Source organism: Micromonospora krabiensis, assembly GCF_900091425.1.
GTDB classification, from domain to species: Bacteria; Actinomycetota; Actinomycetes; order Mycobacteriales; family Micromonosporaceae; genus Micromonospora; species Micromonospora krabiensis.
Map to the genome: position 1 here is coordinate 2894848 of NZ_LT598496.1, position 16567 is coordinate 2911414.

Consider the following 16567-nt stretch of genomic DNA (forward strand, 5'->3'; position numbering starts at 1 on the left):
CCGGTCCACACGCCTAGCGTCAACACATGATCACACTACGTGGGTTGACGAAACGGTTCGGGGCGACGACCGCCGTCGACGCCCTGACCGTCGACATCGCGCCGGGCCGGGTCACCGGGTTCCTCGGCCCCAACGGCGCGGGCAAGTCCACCACCATGCGCATGGTCCTGGGCCTGGACCGTCCGACCGCCGGACGGGCGCTCGTCGGCGGGCGCGCCTACCGGGACCTGCGGCATCCGCTGCACGAGGTCGGCGCGCTGCTCGACGCCAAGGCCATCCACCCGTCCCGGTCCGGACGGGCCCACCTGCTGGCCATGGCCCGCAGCAACGGCATCGCGGCCCGCCGGGTCGACGAGGTGCTCGCCACCGTCGGCCTGGACGACCGGGCCGCCGCCAAACCGGGACGTACGCTCTCACTCGGCATGGGCCAGCGGCTCGGCATCGCGGGCGCCCTGCTCGGCGACCCGGGGGTGCTGATGTTCGACGAGCCGGTCAACGGGCTGGACCCGGACGGGGTGCGCTGGGTGCGGCACCTGATGCGGTCGCTCGCCGCCGAGGGACGGACCGTCTTCGTCTCCAGCCACCTGATGACCGAGATGCAGCTCACCGCCGACCAGTTGGTGGTCATCGGCCGGGGTCGCCTGCTCGTCGACGCGCCCGTCGACGAGGTGATCGCGGGCAGCGCCGTCGCGGTCCGGGTACGCAGCCCGCACCCGGACGGCCTGGTGGCCCTCGCCGAGCGGCTCACCGCGACCGGGGCCTCCATCTCCTCGGCCGCGCCCGACGAGCTGACCGTCACCGGGGTCACCGCCGACCGGGTGGGCGACATCGCGTACGAGCTGGGGGTGCGGTTGCACGAACTCAGCGCACACGGCGCGTCGCTGGAACAGGCCTTCATGGAGCTGACCGCCGACAGCGTCGAGTACGCGGGCGTCCCGGCCGGAGGTGACACCCGATGAGCGTCCTCTCCCCCACGCGGCCGGCCATCCGACCCGCCACCCGCTCCGGCGGCTTCGCCGGCACCGTCGCCGCCGAGTGGACGAAGCTCTGGTCGGTGCGCAGCACCTGGTGGACGCTGCTCGCCGCGGTGCTGCTGACCGCGGCCGCCGCCGGTCAACTCGCCATCTACGCGGCCAACGCCAACACGAACGACGATCCGGCCGACGATGTCGGCGTCGTCACGGTCGGCAGCATCCTGGCCGGGGCGGTGGAGCTGACCCAGTACGCCGTCCTGGCGCTCGGGCTGCTCGCGATCACCAGCGAGTTCACCAGCGGCACCATCCGTACGACGTTGCAGTGCACGCCGTCGCGGGGCCGCGTACTCCTGGCGAAGGCCGTGGTGGCGGGGGCGGTGACCTTCGGGGTCGGGCTGGTGCTCGGTGGCGTCGGTGTGCTGGTGGCCGGGCCGGTGCTCGGCCGGTGGGGCACGACCCCGGCGGGCGGCACGGCGCGGGACGTGCTGGCCATGGCCGCCTACCTGGCGCTGGTCGGGGTGCTGGCCCTGGGCCTCGGCGCCGCGCTGCGCAGCGCGGTGCTGACCCTCACCGTGCTCGTGGCCACCCTGATGATCGTGCCGCTGTCGCTCCAGGAGCCGGACATCACGGTGCTGACCCGGATCGCGGACGGCTTCCCCGGGGTGGCGGGCGGGCACTTCCTGGCCGGGGACACCGACCCGTACCCGCCGGTCGTGGGGCTGCTGCTGCTCGCCGGCTGGGCGGTCGCCGCGCTCGCGCTGGGTCGGGTGGCCCTGCGCCGCCGCGACGCCTGACGCGGGTCACCGCTCGACCAGCCCCGCCTCGTACGCGAGGATCGCCGCCTGCACCCGGTTACGCACCTCCAGACGGGTGAAGATGCTGGTCAGGTAGGTCTTCACGGTCCCCTCGACCAGGTGCAGCCGGCGCGCGATCTCCGCGTTGGACAGCCCCGCACCGACCAGCGCGAGCACCTCGCGTTCCCGGTCGGTCAGCCCGGCCGTGCGATCCCGCGCGGCCGGGCGCCGGGCCCACCGCCCCCCGCCCAGCTCGATGACCCGGCGGGCCACCCGCGGCGACAGGTAGGCCCCGCCGTCGGCGACCGCGTGCACCCCGGCGATCAGCTCCCGCGGGTCGCCGGACTTCAGCAGGAACCCGCTCGCCCCGTTCCCGAGCGCCCGCACGACGAAGTCGTCCTCGCCGAACGTGGTGAGCATGACCGTCGCGGTGTCCGGCACGAGCCGGCGGATCTCCTCGGCCGCGCTCAGCCCGTCCCACCGCGGCATCCGGATGTCCAGCAGCGCGACCCGGGGCCGGTGCGCCCGCACCGCCTCCACGGCCGCCCGGCCGTCGCCCGCCTCGGCGACCACCTCGATGCCCGGGTCGGTGGCCAGGATGGCCCGGACGCCGGCCCGGATCATCGCCTCGTCGTCGGCGAGGACGACCCGGACCGGCCCCTCCGCCGTGCTGCCCGTGCTCACTGGTTGATCCGCTCCTTGCTCGTCAGCCGGCCCGCGACGAAGCAGAGTCGCCACGTGGGCTGGGCCAGCGGGAAGTTCCCGTCGGTGTAGTACTCGCAGCCGGCCCGGTCGACGCCGGCCGGCCGGTCGAGCTGCCGGCGGGGCAGTCCGGGCAGCTCCGCGCGGGTGGCGCCCAACCGCATCCCCTCGAACGTCTCCCGGTCGAGTACGGTGCCCGCGGTCGCCATCGGGTAGTAGACGAGGGACAGCACCAGCCCGAGCCCGGCCGGCGCGCCGAGCGCCACGAGCAGGCTGCGCCGGACCCGCCGGCGGGCGTCGCGCAGCCGCCGTTCGGCGTCGGCGGGCCGCTCCGGGACCGGCCCCGGGGCCGCCGCCGGCCGCTCCGGCTCGTCGCCGGGTCGGGCGTCGGGCGTCGCGCTGAGCGGTAGCCGGGCCCGCACCGCGAAACCACCGCCGTCCCGCGGGCCCGCGTCGAGGGTTCCGCCGGCGAGGCGTACGCGCTCGGCGAGCGCCAGCAGCCCGCTGCCGTGCGACGGTGGGCCGGGCAGCGGCGCGGCGGCCGGCGGGGCGTTGACCACGGCCACCTCGACCCGGTCGCCGGTGCGGGCGAGCCGCACGTCGACCGGCGCGCCGGGCGCGTACCGGGCCGCGTTGGTCAGCGCCTCCCGGACCACCCGGTGCGCGGCGTACCCGGCCAGCGCCGGCAACTCGGTCGCGCCGGGCGCCATCTCCAGCCGTACGGTCATGCCCGCCTCCCGGGCCCCCTCGACGAGGTCGTCGACGCCCTCGTCGGACGGCCGGGTGGGGCTCCGACCGCCCTCCTCCCGGAGCAGCCCGATGATCTCGTGCAGCCGTTCGGTGGCGGCGCCGACGCTGGCCCGCAGCTCCCCCGCCGCGGCCCGGTGCCGCGGGTCCAGGTCGGCGGCGACCTCCAGGGCGGCGGCGCGCAAGGCGATCAGGCTCAGGTCGTGGCCGAGCGAGTCGTGCATCTCCTGGGCGATCCGGGCCCGCTCCCGCAGCCGGATCCGTTCGGCGACGCCGCGTTCCTCCCGGACCAGCGCGGCGGCGTGCCGCCGGCCGGCCTCCGCCAGCTCCTGCTGCTGCCGTCGGTGCCGGCCGACGAGCCACGGGAACACCCCGGCGAACAGCAGCACCGAGGCGAGCAGGAACCACGTCGCGGCGCCGGTGCCCAGCAACCCGAGGTTGAGCGCGGTGCCACCGGCCGCGATGAGCGCGAACGCCACGGCGGCCGGCCCGGCGGTCGCGCTGCGCCGCCCGGTCAGGTAACTGAACACGGGGATCGCGAAGACGAAGTTGCCGTCGGCGAGGGAGCCGAGCACCACCAGCACCAGGGCGGCGAGCGGCCGGTGACGGCTCACCGCCACCGCCACCGCGACCACCAGCAGCACGGCGGCGAGCAGCGACAGCGAGCGCCACGAGTGGGGCGGGGTGACCCGGGGGTACGCGAGCGGCGCGGCGACCACCGCCCAGAGGAGCACGTCACGCGCGGCGGCCGGCCGGTCGGCGATCGCCTGCCGGATCCGGCGCGGCACCTTCCACCTGGTCACGGCCGCCACGCTACCCACGACCGGCCGGCCCGGGCACCGACGAAAGTCAGGTGTTCAGCCGATCTCCTCGGCCCACGCGCGCCAGTCGTCGAGCACCCCGTGCAGCGCCGGGGTGAGCCAGCCCGGCGCGGACCGCCGGAACACCCCGGGGTCCATCGCGCCGGCCCCGGCGGGCAGCGCGCCGAGCAGGTTCGGCAGCAGGTCACCCAGGTTGGTCCAGTGCACCAGCTCCGGCGCGGACGGCCACGCGCCGATGACCACGCCGGCGGGAACGGCACGGCGGTCCAACGCCTCCAGGGTCAACGCGGTGTGGTTGAGCGTGCCCAGCCCGGCCCGGGCCACCACCACCGCGGGCGCGCCCAACGAGACGGCCAGGTCGGCGATCGTCCAGGGCTCCCCGGACGGGCGCAGCCCCATCGGGACGAGCAGACCGCCGGCCCCCTCCACCAGCACCAGGTCGTGCTTGTCCGCCTCTTCCCGGACGGCGTCGACGGCGGTGTAGAGCTCCAGCGGCTCCAGCTCGGCCACCCGGGCAGCGGTGAGCGGGGCGAGCGGGTCGGGATAGCTGGCCAGCGTCCGGGCGGTGAGCGGGGCGGCCAGCCGCTGCACGGCGTCGGCATCGCCGGGCTCGCCGGTGGCCGTACCGGTCTGGCCGGGTTTGACCACGGCGACCCGCAGCCCGGCGGTGTGCGCGGCGGCGGTGATCGCCGCGGTCACGACCGTCTTGCCCACCTCGGTGTCGGTGCCGGTGACCACCACGATCCCCTGCCACGGCGCGCTCACGGTGCGACCTCCACGATGACCTCCAGCGCCCGCTCGAAATCCGCCCGCGGCACGCCCGCGTTGACGGTCAGCCGCAGCCGGGAGCGGGTGTCCGGGGTGGACGGCGGCCGGAAGCAGCCGACCGCCACGCCCCGGTCACGGCAGTCCGCGGCCCACGCGGTCGCCGCCTCCGGACCGGGGGCCGTCACCGAGATCACGCCCGCGTCCGGGGCGGAGACGGTCAGGCCGGCGGCGGCCAGCCGGGCCACCGCGCGAGCGGCCCGCTCGGCCAGCTCGGCACGCAGGTGGTCGCCGGCCCGGGCCAGGCCGACGGCGGTGTGCACCCCGGCGGCGACCGCGGGCGGCAGCGCGGTGTCGAAGATGAAGGTCCGACCGGTCTCCACCAGGTGCCGGACGAACTCGGCCGGCCCGGCGACCAGCCCGCCGGCGCCGCCCAGCGCCTTGGAGAGGGTGGCGGTCACCACCACGTCCGGCTCGCCGGCCAGCCCGGCGGCGGCGACGGCGCCGGCACCGCCCGGCCCGGTCACGCCGAGCGCGTGCGCGTCGTCGACCAGGAGCAGCGCGCCGTGCCGGCGGGCGACCGCGTGCAGACGGGCGAGCGGGGCGAGGTCCCCGTCAACGGAGAAGATCGACTCGGTGACGACCACCGCGGGTCGTCCGGGGGCCGCCGCGAGGGCGTCGGCGACGGCGGTCACGTCGGCGTGCGGGGTGACGACCGTCTCGGCGCCGGAGATCCGGCAGCCGTCGATCAGCGAGGCGTGGTTGTGCGCGTCGGAGACGAGCAGCGTGCGGGGCTGGACGAGGGCGCGCAGCGCGCCGAGGTTGGCCAGGTAGCCGGAGGAGAACACCAGCGCGCGGTCGGTGCCGATCCAGTCGGCGAGCGCGTCCTCCAGCGCGTGGTGGGCGTCGGTGGAGCCGCGCACCAGCCGCGACCCGGTGGCGCCCAGCCCGTACGCCGACAGGGCCCGCGCGGCCGCGGCGGTGACCTCCGGGTGGGTGGCCAGGCCCAGGTAGTCGTTGCCGGCCAGGTCGGTGACCGTTTCGTCGGCGGCGCGCGCGTGCAACCGCCGGGTCAGCCCCGCCTTGGCCCGCAGGTCGGCGCGGCGGTCGAGCGCCGCCAGCCAGTCCGCCACCGTCACCCCCTACGCCGATCCGTCCGCCGGGCGAAGGTACCACTCGCCCGGAACGCCCCGGTGCATCCACTCGGCCGGACCCGGCCTCCCCCGCTCCGCCGGTGGCCGAGGTCATTTCTCGCGGTCAGGGGGCCTTGTAGGGTACGAGCCATGCCAGAGATCCTCGACCAGGCCCGCACCCAGGTCCTGGGTGACGGCGTCGGCCTCGACCAGGCCGGCGTCCTCGCCGTGCTCACCCTGCCCGACGAGCACCTGCCCGCCGCCCTTCAGCTCGCCCACGAGGTGCGGATGCGCTGGTGCGGCCCGGAGGTCGAGGTCGAGGGAATCGTCTCGCTGAAGACCGGCGGCTGCCCGGAGGACTGCCACTTCTGCTCGCAGTCCGGCCTGTTCACCTCGCCGGTGCGTTCGGTCTGGCTGGACATCCCCTCGCTCGTGGAGGCGGCCAAGCAGACCGCCGCCACCGGGGCGACCGAGTTCTGCATCGTGGCCGCGGTCCGTGGTCCGGACGCCCGGCTGATGAAGCAGATGCGGGAGGGCGTCGCCGCCATCAAGGCGGAGGTCGACATCCAGGTCGCCGCCTCGCTCGGCATGCTCACCCAGGAGCAGGTCGACGAGCTGGTCGACATGGGTGTGCACCGCTACAACCACAACCTGGAGACCTGCCGCTCCCACTTCCCCAACGTGGTCACCACCCACAGCTGGGAGGAGCGCTGGGAGACGCTGCGGATGGTCCGCGACTCCGGCATGGAGGTCTGCTGCGGCGGCATCCTGGGCCTGGGCGAGAGCGTCGAGCAGCGCGCCGAGTTCGCCGCGCAGCTCGCCGAGCTGGACCCGCACGAGGTGCCGCTCAACTTCCTCAACCCGCGCCCGGGCACCCCGCTGGGGGACCAGCCGGTGGTGGAGGGCAAGGACGCGCTGCGCGCGATCGCCGCGTTCCGGCTGGCCATGCCGCGCACCATCCTGCGCTACGCGGGTGGCCGCGAGATCACCCTCGGCGACCTGGGCACCCGCGAGGGCCTGTTGGGCGGGGTCAACGCGGTGATCGTCGGCAACTACCTGACCACCCTGGGTCGGCCCGCCACCGAGGACCTGGCCCTGCTGGAGGACCTGAAGATGCCGGTCAAGGCGCTGTCCGCGACGCTGTGAGGGGCTGACGGTGAGCGACGCTGCGGGGTTGGCGGTGCCGAACGGCACCGCATCGGCGCCACCCTGGTGTGACCGCTGCGGTGAGGCACTGGCGGCCGGCGGGCACGACGCGTGCGCCCGGGCCCGGGCGTTGGAGCCGCCACGGTTCTGCGCGCACTGCCGTCGCCGGATGAAGGTGCAGGTGCTCCCGGTCGGCTGGGCCGCGGTCTGCGTGGCGCACGGCGAGATCCGGGGCTGATCGCGATGGCGGAGCTGCGGGGGCGGGCGGTGACGCTGCGGCCGGCCACCGTGGCCGACGTCGCGACCCTCGCGGCGATCCGCGCCATCCCGGCGGTCCGCCGCTGGTGGCGCGGCGGCGACGACCTCGCCGCCGCGGTGAGCGCCGACCTCGCCGACGAGGACCTGATGGTGTACGCGATCGACTACGAGGGGCGCGTCGTCGGCGCGGTCCAGTGGTACGCCGAGGAGGACCCGGACTACCGGCACGCCAGCCTGGACATCTTCCTCGACCCGGAGGTGCACGGCCGGGGCCTCGGCCAGGACGCGATCCGCACGCTGGTCCGGCACCTGGTCGAGGCGTACGGGCATCACCGCTTCACGATCGACCCGGCGGCGGCGAACACGCCGGCCATCCGCAGCTACGCCAAGGTGGGCTTCCGGCCGGTCGGTGTGCTGCGCCGCTACGAGCGCGGCGCGGACGGGCAGTGGCACGACGGCCTGCTCATGGACCTGCTCGCCGACGAGCTGGTGGACTGAGCCGCCGGCGGTCGCCTGTCGATGGCGACGCCCCGCGCGTCGGCCACCGGCCTCGGCGGGAGCGCACGAAGATGGGCCGATGAGCCGTGTCCCCCGGTCCCGGCCGGTGCTGGTGGAGGAGTCGCACCGGGCCACGATCTTCGAGGTCTTCTTCGACCTCGTCCTGGTCTTCGCCCTCACCCGGCTCATCGACTTCATGGCGGGCGACCCGAGCGCGCTGACCCTGTTCCAGGGGTTCCTGCTGGTGCTGTGGTTCTGGTACGCGTGGAGCTGCTACACCTGGCTGGGCAACCTGACCCGCGCCGACGTGGGGCTGGTGCGGGCCGTCATGACGGTGGCGATGGCGGCCATCTTCGTGGCCGCGCTGGTGATCCCGGACGCGTGGCGGGCCGCGGGCGCGGCGAGGGGCGCGTCGCTGACGCTGGCGGCCGCATACCTCCTGGTCCGGGCGCTGCACCTCGCGCTGATGTTCCACGTCGGGGCGGGTGATCCGCGCTACCGCCGGCAGGCGGCACGCTTCGCCACCTCGACGGCCCTGGCCTGGGTGCCGCTGGTCATCGGCGCGGTGTTCGGCGGCACCGCGCAGACCGTGCTGTGGGTCGTGGCGTTCGCGGTCGACTACGGCGGAGGCCGGGTCGTCACCGCCGCCAGCCTCGGCGAGGTACGCAGCGCGTCCCACTTCGCCGAACGCCACAACCTCGTGCTGATCATCGCGCTCGGCGAGTCGCTGATCTCGGTGGGCGCCGGGGCCGGGTCGGCGGTGATCCGCCCGCCCGTGCTGGTCGCCGCGCTGCTCGGCTTCGCGGTGACCGTGTGCCTGTGGTGGCTCTACTTCGACGACGCGGCACCGGCAGCGGCCCGGGTGCTGGCCGACGCGCCGCGGCACACCCGGCGGCGGCAGCAGTTGGCCTCGGACGCGTACACGTTGGCGCACCTGCCGTTGATCGCCGGGGTCATCTACGTGGCGCTGGGCATCCACGAGGTCCTGGCGCAGGTCGCGGAGTACGCGGGGCACGCCGCCCGGGAGCGGTTGGGCTGGGGTCCCGGCGTCGTCCTGTACGGCGGTGCCGCGATCTACCTGTTCGGCCGGCACCTGTTCCTGCGGGTGACCGTCGGCGCGGCACCGGTGCGTCTGGTCGCCGCCGCGGTGGCGCTGCTCCTGATCCCGGTGGCCCGTCTCCTGCCCGCCCTGGCGGCGATGGCTCTGCTCACCGTCTTCCTCGTCGCGCTGGCCGCCGAGGAGCGGTGGCGTCGGTCCACACCGGCCGGTCCCTGAGTCCTCCGGCGACGGCGAGCGGGGCCCGCGACCGTCCCCGGCGGAATTGCGCGGGAATTGGCACGGCGCAGCGCCCAGGTACGCGTACGCGTTACATCGACACGCCATTTCCGCGCGAGAAATACGACACCGGGCGGTGACGTACGCCCAGCTCAGGCCGATCGACCGGTATCGCGGAATGGTTTGGCGCATGCGATCATGTGCCGTCCCCTCTCCTTGTTTCCCGCGGAGGAAATCCATGCCACAGCGTCGGCACGTGGTGGGCGCGGTTCTGACCGCCGCCGCCACGGCCTGCCTCGCCGTCGCCGCCCCCGCCTGGGCCAGCGCAGCGTCCCTCGCCCAGGCGCCCGGCGGTCACAATCCGCCCGGCGACAACGGCACGGTGAAGATCGACGGCGCCCCGTTCAGCGACCGCGTCGACAACGAACCGCACGTGACCTGCGACTTCGAGCTTGAGTTCTTCAACTTCGACACGAACCAGGCGGCCGACGTCACCCTGACCGCCCAGCCACCGTCCGGTAAGGACGTCGTGGTCTGGTCGGTGCGCAACCGGATCATCAGCACCGACCCGGCCGGCGGCGCGGAGAACGACCACGACGAGACGATCCGCCTCTCGGCCGCCGACCTGACCCTCAACGGGCTGACCGCGCACCCGAAGCACGGCTACCACCTGAAGCTCGACGTGGACCTGGTGGACGGGAGGTCGTCCGACGCCAAGCACAAGGTGTTCTGGCTCCAGCCGTGCACCGCCACCAGCACCCCGACGCCGAGCACGCCCGGGTCGCCGGGCTCCCCGGATTCGCCGCTGCCGACCACCCCTGGTGGCGGCAACGGCGGCGGCGGCAACGGCGGCGGGGAGGGCGGCGGCAGCCTGCCGATCACCGGCGTCGCCGGCACCGGCATCGCGCTCACCGGGCTCGCCCTGATCGGCGGCGGTGTGGCGCTGACCGTGCTGCGCCGCCGACGCGACCGGATCACCTTCACCAGCTGAGCGACGCGGACGCTTCACCGGCCGCCGGGCCCCCGTCCGGCGGCCGGCGCCGTTCCGGGCATACCTCACATCATCGATGCACATCGATGGTGTGAGGAGGTTTGTCCAGCTCAGCCCACCTCCATACCGGAGGGCGGGCGCCGCCGCGACGGGACACGGCGTCTTGGGATACGAGCGTACGGTTGCTGGCCCGCCGCGCGACGCGCGACAGTACGACACCAGCGGTGCCATCGACGCCGCCGCTCCCCCGGTCAACCCTGAGGAGGACGCGATGGCCCTACGACTCGCCGACGGCACCGCCTGGTCCGACACCCTCGCCCGCGCGGTCGCCGCCACCCCGGAGGCGTTCGGCGCCCCCGTCGACGGCGTCACCACGCTGCACAACCTGGTCGAGGGCGAGTGGCGGGCGGTCGGCGCACCGACGCCGACCCGCACCCCGGTGGACAACACCGTCCTGATCAACCTCGCCCGGCTCGACGCGGACACCGCCCGCGCCGCCGTCGCGTACGCCGCCGGGGCCCACCGCGACTGGGCCGACACCCCGCTGGCCGAGCGCAAGGCCCGCGTCTCCGCGGCGGTGGCCGCGCTCACCGACCACCGCGATCTGCTCGCGCTGCTGCTGGTCTGGGAGATCGGCAAGCCGTGGCGGCTGGCCTGCGCCGACGTGGACCGCGCGCTGGACGGCGTCCGCTGGTACGTCGACGAGATCGACCGGATGCTCGACGGCGGGCGGGAGCCACTGCCCGGGCCGGTCAGCAACATCGCCTCCTGGAACTACCCGATGAGCGTCCTCGTGCACGCCGAGCTGGTGCAGCTGCTCGCCGGCAACGCCGTCATCGCCAAGACCCCGTCGCAGGGCGGCGCCGTCTGCCTCACCGTCGCGCACGCGCTGATGCGCCGCGCCGGGCTGCCCGCGACGCTGGTCTCCGGCGGCGGCGAGGAGCTGTCCGAAGTGCTGGTGCGGGCCCCCGAGATCGGCGCGGTCGCCTTCGTCGGCGGCCGGTCCAACGGCGGCAAGGTGGCCGCCGCGCTGCTCGACTCCGACAAGCGCCACTTCATCGAGCAGGAGGGGCTGAACGCCTGGGGCATCTGGAACTTCTCCCAGTGGGACCTGCTCGCCGCGCACCTGAAGAAGGGCTTCGAGTACGGCAAGCAGCGCTGCACCGCGTACCCCCGGTTCGTCGTCCAGCGCGACCTGGTCGACGAGTTCCTCGACATGTACCTGCCGGTCGTCCGCTCGGTCCGGTTCGGCCACCCGCTCGCGGTCGGCGACGACTGGTCGGCCGGTGACCCGCTGCCCGAGCTGGACTTCGGACCGCTGATCAGCGCGGCCAAGGCCGACGAGCTGCGCCGCAAGGTGGACGAGGCGGTCCGCGGCGGCGCGGTGCCGCTGCACCGGGGCAAGCTGACCGGGGCGCCGTTCCTCGACGGGCAGGACACCTCCGCCTATGTGGCGCCGTCGGTGCTGCTCGCCCCGCCCGGCCGGTCCCGGCTCATGCACGCCGAACCGTTCGGACCCGTCGACACGATCGTCGTGGTGGACACCACCGACGAGCTGCTGGCCGCGATGAACGCCTCCAACGGCGCGCTGGTCGCCTCCCTCGCCTGCGACGACGAGGACGAGGCGGCGAAGCTGGCCGTGGACCTCCAGGCGTTCAAGGTGGGCATCAACAAGCCGCGCTCGCGGGGCGACCGCGACGAGCCGTTCGGCGGCCGGGGCGCCTCCTGGAAGGGCGCCTTCGTCGGCGGCGACCTGCTGGTGCAGGCGGTCACCCAGGGCGGCGACGAGCGCCTCTACGGCAACTTCCCCGACTACAACCGCTACCCGAACACCTGACCCCGCCTCCCACGCCCTCCCACCCCTCCGCGCCCTCCCGCTCCCTTTCCGCGATCTTGCAGTTTCCGCCCTCGCGACGCGGCATACGTCCGTTTCGCGGAGGCACGAACTGCAAGATCGCGGGGGCGAGGAGGGGCGGGGGGGGACGGCTGTCAGTGGTGGGCGGGGGTGGGGGCGGGTAGGGGGACCGTCAGGGTGACCAGGGGGCCGTCGCGGTCCGTGGTGGTCGGGCGGTCCAGCCGGCGTACGGTCCGCAGCATCGGGCCGTTCTCGGCCTGGACGTGCAGCACCAGGGCCGCGTAGCCGGCCTGGTCGGCGTGCCGCGCCAGCCGGCGCAGCAGGGCCGACCCGAGACCGCGCCGCTGCCAGTCGTCGCGCACCAGCAACGCCACCTCGGCCTCGTCGCCCTCACCGAGCAGGTTCGCCATCGCGACCAGCGACTCCGTCGACCCGTCGGAGCCGGTGGTCGCCGCGACGAGGGTGTGGCCGCGGGCCGGTTCCAGCAGTCGCCGCAGTCGGGCCGGCGTCGGCGCGGACCCGCCCAGGTAACGGCGGTGCCGGCTGCGCGCCGAGCAGGCCTCGTGCAGGTCGAGTACGCCGGGCAGGTCGTCGGCGACCGCCGGCCGTACGGTCAGCTCGGCGCCGTCGGGCAGCACGAGCGTGACCTGCTCGGCGGCCCGGCGCACCACGGTCGTCGCCAGCTCCACCAGCGCCTGCGCCCGGGCGTACTCGGCGGGCGTGAAGCTGGGCGCCGCCCGGCGGAGCGTGTAGGAGCCGCCGCCCGGGTCGGCCAGTCGCATCGTGGTGTCGCTGATCCCGGCGTCCGGGAGGGTGTCCGGCCGCCAGGTCACCGCGTCCGCGCCGAGGAGGGCGCCCAGCACCTCACCGGTCGCGTCCGGGTCCCGGACCAGTCGGCTGGCCAGCCCGAGCACCCGGGTCGGCTGGTCGGCCAGGCCGCGCGCCTCGCTGCGCGCCACCCAGCAGTCCCGGCCCCGGCCCCGCTCGACGGCCGCCACCAGGTCGGCCTCGCCGATCGCGTCGGGCGCGTCGACGAGGAAGTCGTCGACCGCGCCCCGCTCGGTCGTGTGCACCTGCACGGTCAGGATGTTGACCCCGCGCAACGCGAGGCTCGCCGTGAGGACCGACAGGTAGCCCGGCCGGTCGTCCACGGTGGCTCGGATCCGCCACAGCGTCATGGTTGACTCCCTTCCCCGGTACCACCCTGGCCGCCGCCTGTTGCCGGCCGATTGCTCCGGGGTGACGGCTCGCGACCGTGGCCGGGATCACGCACGCGGGGAGTCAGCCGGCGACCACCGGCGGCGCCCCGACCAGGTCGAGCCGGTCGCCGAGGATGACGGCGCTCGCCCGGACCAGCTGGGCGAGGCGATCGACCTCGGTCGAGTGGAACGCGGCGGCGGTGAGCGGGTCGGAGTGCTCGCGGGCCACCACCAGCACGAGGCCGGCGCGGCCGAACGGCGCGATGGCGTAGTGGGTGCCGTCGGGCATGGTCATCGACCGGGCGCGCAGCGGGGTCACCTCCGGCAGCGGCGGCGGGACGGGAGCCCGCCAGCTCGCGTGCCCCACGGTCGCCTCGCCGCCACCGCCCCGGGACGCCCAGTCGACCGGCACGACCGCGGCGACCGCCCAGTCGGCGGCGAGCAGACCGGGTACGGCGTCGACCAGCGTCGCCAGCCCGTCGGCCGGGTTGCCGGCCACCTGGGCCAGCAGTTCGGCGTCCTGGCCGGTGGTGGTGGGCGCGCCGATCGCCCGCCACACCCCGTCCACGCGTACGCCGGGGATGGCCGCCAGGCCGGCGAGCAGCCGCTCGACGCGGGCCGCGCCGGGCCACACCACGGTGAAGTCGTCGACCGCCCGCCCGCCGAGCCGCTCCAGGACCACGACCTGAACGATGTCCGCACCGGACACGCCCAGCGTGCGGGCCACCTGACCGAGGGTTCCGGGACGGTCCGGCAGGGTGACCCGAACTCGCAGCAACATGGTGTCGTCCCTCCGCTCAGCGGGGCCGGCGGTGGCGGCCGGCAGGCTGGTCACCAGCCTGGTCCCTGCCCATTTCGTCCCTGTTGCAGAGGCATGTCCCGGGGGCAAAATCCGACCTTGACAACATGGCCGACCTGCCATCAACTAATCGGATGACCGATCGGGCCGTCGACACGGGCGGGCCGGGGGCTCCACCGTCCGGGGCCGCACCGGCCGGGGTGGATCTCGACCGGCTCGCCGCGTACCTCGCCGCCCACCGTCCCGATCTGGCCGGCGGACCGCTGCGGGCCCGGCTGATCGCCGGCGGCAAGTCCAACCTGACCTACCTGCTCGACCTCGGTGACCGCGAGGTGGTGCTGCGCCGGCCGCCGCTCGGGCACGTGCTGGCCACCGCGCACGACATGGGCCGCGAGTTCCGGGTCATCTCGGCGCTGGCGCCGACCGGGGTGCCGGTGCCGGCGGCGCTGCTGCACTGTCCCGACCCGGAGGTCATCGGCGCCCCGTTTTACCTGATGGAGCGCGTGACCGGTGAGGTGTTCCGCACGCGGGCGCAGACCGATCCGCTCGGCGACGAGCGTCGCCGCGAGCTGGCGATGGCGATGATGGACACCCTCGCCGCGCTGCACCGGATCGAGCCGACGGCGGTCGGGCTGGCCGACTTCGGGCGGCCGGAGGGCTACCTGGAGCGGCAGGTGCGTCGCTGGGCGGGCCAGCTGGACCGCTCCCGCAGCCGACCCCTGCCCGGCGTCGACGAGCTCCGCGACCGGCTGGCCGCGACGGTGCCGGACGGCGTCAACGCGGGCCGCATCGTGCACGGCGACTACCGGCTGGACAACCTGCTCGCGTCCACCGACCCGGTGGCGGTGCGGGCGGTGCTGGACTGGGAGATGGCCACCGTCGGCGACCCGCTCGCCGACCTGGGCCTGCTGCTGACCTACTGGGACGTGCTCGGCGGCGACGACGCGACCACCGGCAACCCGGTCGCCGACGGGCTCGGCCCCCGGGCCGGATTCCCGACGGGCGCCGAACTGATCGACCGCTACGCCGGCCGCAGCGACGTCGACGTCGGCCCGCTGCACTGGCACATCGCGCTGGGCTGCTTCAAACTCGCGGTGATCTGCGAGGGGATCCACTACCGGCACACGCTCGGGCAGACGCTCGGCGAAGGGTTCGACCGGATCGGCGACATGGTGGCACCGCTGGTCGCGCACGGTCTGAGCGCCGCCGGGGAGCGCTGATGGACTTCGCGTACGACAGCCGCACCGAGCAGTTGCGGGCCGAGCTGACCGCCTTCCTCGACGAGCACGTGTACCCGGCGGAGCCGGTGCACGCCGAACAGGTCGCCGTGGCCGGCGACCCGTGGGCGCGTACGCCGGTGCTGGCCGAGCTGAAGGTGGAGGCCCGCAAGCGGGGGCTGTGGAACCTGTTCCTGCCCGACCGGCGCTACGGTGCCGGGCTGACCAACCTGCAGTACGCGCCGCTGGCCGAGCTGACCGGGCGCAGCCCGCACCTGGCGCCCGAGGCGGTCAACTGCGCCGCACCGGACACCGGCAACATGGAGTTGCTCGCCGAGTTCGGCTCGGACCAGCAGCGGGAGCGCTGGCTGCGCCCGCTGCTGGAGGGCGAGATCCGCTCGGCGTTCTGCATGACCGAGCCGGACGTCGCGTCCTCCGACGCCACGAACATCGCCACCCGGATCACCCGCGACGGCGACCACTACGTGATCAACGGCCGCAAGTGGTGGTCGTCCGGCGCGATGGATCCCCGCTGCGAGATCTTCATCGTGATGGGCAAGACCGACCCGGACGCGGACCGGCACCGCCAGCAGAGCATGGTGCTCGTGCCCCGCGACACCCCGGGCGTCACCGTCCGGCGGGGCATGACGGTCTTCGGCTACACCGACGGCTCCCACGGCGGTCACGCCGAGATCGACTTCACGGACGTACGCGTACCGGCGGAGAACCTCGTCGGCGTCGAGGGCGGCGGTTTCGCGATCGCCCAGGCCCGGCTCGGTCCGGGCCGCATCCACCACTGCATGCGGCTGGTCGGGATGGCCGAACGGGCTCTCGAACTGCTCTGCCGGCGGGCCTCCGAGCGGGTAGCGTTCGGCCGGCCCCTGGCCGAGCAGGGCGTCGTCCGGGAGTGGATCGCCGAGTCGCGGGTCCGCATCGAGCAGGCCCGGCTGCTGGTGCTCAAGACCGCGTGGCTGATGGACACGGTCGGCAACAAGGGCGCCCACACCGAGATCCAGGCCATCAAGATCGCCACGCCGGCGATGGCGGAGTGGGTGATCGACAAGGCCATCCAGGGGTACGGCGCGGCCGGCGTCAGCCAGGACACCCCGCTCGCGGCCCTGTGGTCGCAGGCCCGCACGCTGCGCCTCGCCGACGGCCCCGACGAGGTCCACCGCGCGTCCCTGGCCCGCCGAGAACTCCGCCGCTCCACCCCCACCCCCACCCCCACCTAACCCACCCCACCGCCCCCCACCGCCCCCACCGCCACCCACCGCCACCCGCCCCACCCCCACCGCCCCCGCGATCTTGCACTTTCGGCCCCGCGCGGACGCGAAATGCCTGAAATGCCGGGGCGGGAAGTGCAAGATCGCGGAAACCGGGGGCGGGTGGACG

At 74.8% G+C, this 16567-nt stretch carries 16 protein-coding genes; 10 read left to right on the forward strand and 6 right to left on the reverse strand.

Annotated features, from left to right (window positions below; genetic code table 11):
- Positions 1 to 26: 26 nt before the first annotated feature.
- Together GA0070620_RS12895 and GA0070620_RS12900 are read left to right on the forward strand one after the other, a co-directional pair.
- A complete protein-coding gene (locus GA0070620_RS12895) occupies positions 27 to 959 on the forward strand; it encodes an ABC transporter ATP-binding protein (protein ID WP_091590480.1) in 933 nt (310 codons plus the stop codon).
- Entirely contained in the window at positions 956 to 1768 is an 813-nt protein-coding gene (locus GA0070620_RS12900; RefSeq protein WP_091590482.1) for an ABC transporter permease subunit, read from the forward strand. Before GA0070620_RS12895 ends, GA0070620_RS12900 begins: the two co-directional genes overlap by 4 nt.
- Before the next feature lie 6 nt (positions 1769 to 1774).
- On the opposite strand, the gene GA0070620_RS12905 is transcribed toward GA0070620_RS12900, so the two are convergent.
- From GA0070620_RS12905 to GA0070620_RS12920, 4 genes are read right to left on the reverse strand one after another with little or no spacing between them, the layout of a single operon-like run.
- On the reverse strand, positions 1775 to 2452 hold the full coding sequence (locus tag GA0070620_RS12905) for a response regulator (RefSeq protein WP_172836423.1): 678 nt from the start codon (positions 2450 to 2452) through the stop codon (positions 1775 to 1777).
- Complete coding sequence (locus tag GA0070620_RS12910) at positions 2449 to 4020, reverse strand: sensor histidine kinase (RefSeq protein ID WP_231922361.1); 1572 nt, start codon at positions 4018 to 4020, stop codon at positions 2449 to 2451. Before GA0070620_RS12910 ends, GA0070620_RS12905 begins: the two co-directional genes overlap by 4 nt.
- A 54-nt stretch (positions 4021 to 4074) precedes the next feature.
- Positions 4075 to 4779 (reverse strand): dethiobiotin synthase, encoded by a 705-nt coding sequence (gene bioD / locus GA0070620_RS12915; RefSeq protein ID WP_091598662.1) that lies wholly within the window; start codon positions 4777 to 4779, stop codon positions 4075 to 4077.
- A gap of 20 nt (positions 4780 to 4799) precedes the next feature.
- Positions 4800 to 5936, reverse strand: coding sequence for an 8-amino-7-oxononanoate synthase (locus tag GA0070620_RS12920; protein WP_091598665.1), 1137 nt, complete (start codon positions 5934 to 5936; stop codon positions 4800 to 4802).
- A 150-nt stretch (positions 5937 to 6086) separates the two neighbouring features.
- On the opposite strand from GA0070620_RS12920, the gene bioB reads away from it, so the two are divergent.
- The 6 genes from bioB to GA0070620_RS12950 all read left to right on the forward strand — a co-directional run bounded on the left by bioB (position 6087) and on the right by GA0070620_RS12950 (position 11942).
- On the forward strand, positions 6087 to 7082 hold the full coding sequence (gene bioB, locus GA0070620_RS12925) for a biotin synthase BioB (RefSeq protein ID WP_091590484.1): 996 nt from the start codon (positions 6087 to 6089) through the stop codon (positions 7080 to 7082).
- 10 nt (positions 7083 to 7092) lie between these two features.
- The gene (gene bsaP / locus GA0070620_RS12930; RefSeq protein ID WP_231922362.1) at positions 7093 to 7320 is read left to right on the forward strand and encodes a biotin synthase auxiliary protein BsaP; all 228 of its coding nucleotides are present in this window, start codon (positions 7093 to 7095) and stop codon (positions 7318 to 7320) included.
- A 5-nt stretch (positions 7321 to 7325) separates the two neighbouring features.
- Positions 7326 to 7838, forward strand: a complete 513-nt coding sequence (locus tag GA0070620_RS12935) for a GNAT family N-acetyltransferase (protein ID WP_091590490.1) — start codon at positions 7326 to 7328, stop codon at positions 7836 to 7838.
- Between the two features lie 79 nt (positions 7839 to 7917).
- Positions 7918 to 9114, forward strand: a complete 1197-nt coding sequence (locus GA0070620_RS12940; RefSeq protein ID WP_091590495.1) for a low temperature requirement protein A — start codon at positions 7918 to 7920, stop codon at positions 9112 to 9114.
- A gap of 238 nt (positions 9115 to 9352) precedes the next feature.
- The gene (locus tag GA0070620_RS33220; RefSeq protein ID WP_197677590.1) at positions 9353 to 10105 is read left to right on the forward strand and encodes a hypothetical protein; all 753 of its coding nucleotides are present in this window, start codon (positions 9353 to 9355) and stop codon (positions 10103 to 10105) included.
- A gap of 271 nt (positions 10106 to 10376) precedes the next feature.
- Positions 10377 to 11942: an aldehyde dehydrogenase family protein gene (locus GA0070620_RS12950; protein WP_091590498.1), complete on the forward strand. Its 1566-nt coding sequence runs from the start codon at positions 10377 to 10379 to the stop codon at positions 11940 to 11942.
- A 152-nt stretch (positions 11943 to 12094) separates the two neighbouring features.
- On the opposite strand, the gene GA0070620_RS12955 is transcribed toward GA0070620_RS12950, so the two are convergent.
- Together GA0070620_RS12955 and GA0070620_RS12960 are read right to left on the reverse strand one after the other, a co-directional pair.
- On the reverse strand, positions 12095 to 13138 hold the full coding sequence (locus GA0070620_RS12955; protein ID WP_091590500.1) for a GNAT family N-acetyltransferase: 1044 nt from the start codon (positions 13136 to 13138) through the stop codon (positions 12095 to 12097).
- A 103-nt stretch (positions 13139 to 13241) separates the two neighbouring features.
- A complete protein-coding gene (locus tag GA0070620_RS12960; RefSeq protein ID WP_091598668.1) occupies positions 13242 to 13940 on the reverse strand; it encodes an ACT domain-containing protein in 699 nt (232 codons plus the stop codon).
- Positions 13941 to 14092: 152 nt separating this feature from the next.
- Between GA0070620_RS12960 and GA0070620_RS12965 the strand changes: the two genes are divergently transcribed.
- Together GA0070620_RS12965 and GA0070620_RS12970 are read left to right on the forward strand one after the other, a co-directional pair.
- Positions 14093 to 15178: a phosphotransferase family protein gene (locus GA0070620_RS12965; protein ID WP_091590508.1), complete on the forward strand. Its 1086-nt coding sequence runs from the start codon at positions 14093 to 14095 to the stop codon at positions 15176 to 15178.
- A complete protein-coding gene (locus GA0070620_RS12970) occupies positions 15178 to 16407 on the forward strand; it encodes an acyl-CoA dehydrogenase family protein (RefSeq protein ID WP_091590510.1) in 1230 nt (409 codons plus the stop codon). The genes GA0070620_RS12965 and GA0070620_RS12970 overlap by 1 nt, the downstream gene beginning before the upstream one ends.
- Positions 16408 to 16567 lie beyond the last annotated feature (160 nt).

Bases quoted from the DNA above. Each gene is read 5' to 3' on its own strand.
- GA0070620_RS12895 (WP_091590480.1), top strand. From the start codon at position 27: ATGATCACACTACGTGGGTTGACGAAACGGTTCGGGGCGACGACCGCC.
- GA0070620_RS12900 (WP_091590482.1), top strand. From the start codon at position 956: ATGAGCGTCCTCTCCCCCACGCGGCCGGCCATCCGACCCGCCACCCGC.
- bioB (WP_091590484.1), top strand. From the start codon at position 6,087: ATGCCAGAGATCCTCGACCAGGCCCGCACCCAGGTCCTGGGTGACGGC.
- GA0070620_RS12935 (WP_091590490.1), top strand. From the start codon at position 7,326: ATGGCGGAGCTGCGGGGGCGGGCGGTGACGCTGCGGCCGGCCACCGTG.
- GA0070620_RS12940 (WP_091590495.1), top strand. From the start codon at position 7,918: ATGAGCCGTGTCCCCCGGTCCCGGCCGGTGCTGGTGGAGGAGTCGCAC.
- GA0070620_RS33220 (WP_197677590.1), top strand. From the start codon at position 9,353: ATGCCACAGCGTCGGCACGTGGTGGGCGCGGTTCTGACCGCCGCCGCC.
- GA0070620_RS12950 (WP_091590498.1), top strand. From the start codon at position 10,377: ATGGCCCTACGACTCGCCGACGGCACCGCCTGGTCCGACACCCTCGCC.
- GA0070620_RS12955 (WP_091590500.1), bottom strand. From the start codon at position 13,138: ATGACGCTGTGGCGGATCCGAGCCACCGTGGACGACCGGCCGGGCTAC.
- GA0070620_RS12960 (WP_091598668.1), bottom strand. From the start codon at position 13,940: ATGTTGCTGCGAGTTCGGGTCACCCTGCCGGACCGTCCCGGAACCCTC.
- GA0070620_RS12965 (WP_091590508.1), top strand. From the start codon at position 14,093: ATGACCGATCGGGCCGTCGACACGGGCGGGCCGGGGGCTCCACCGTCC.
- GA0070620_RS12970 (WP_091590510.1), top strand. From the start codon at position 15,178: ATGGACTTCGCGTACGACAGCCGCACCGAGCAGTTGCGGGCCGAGCTG.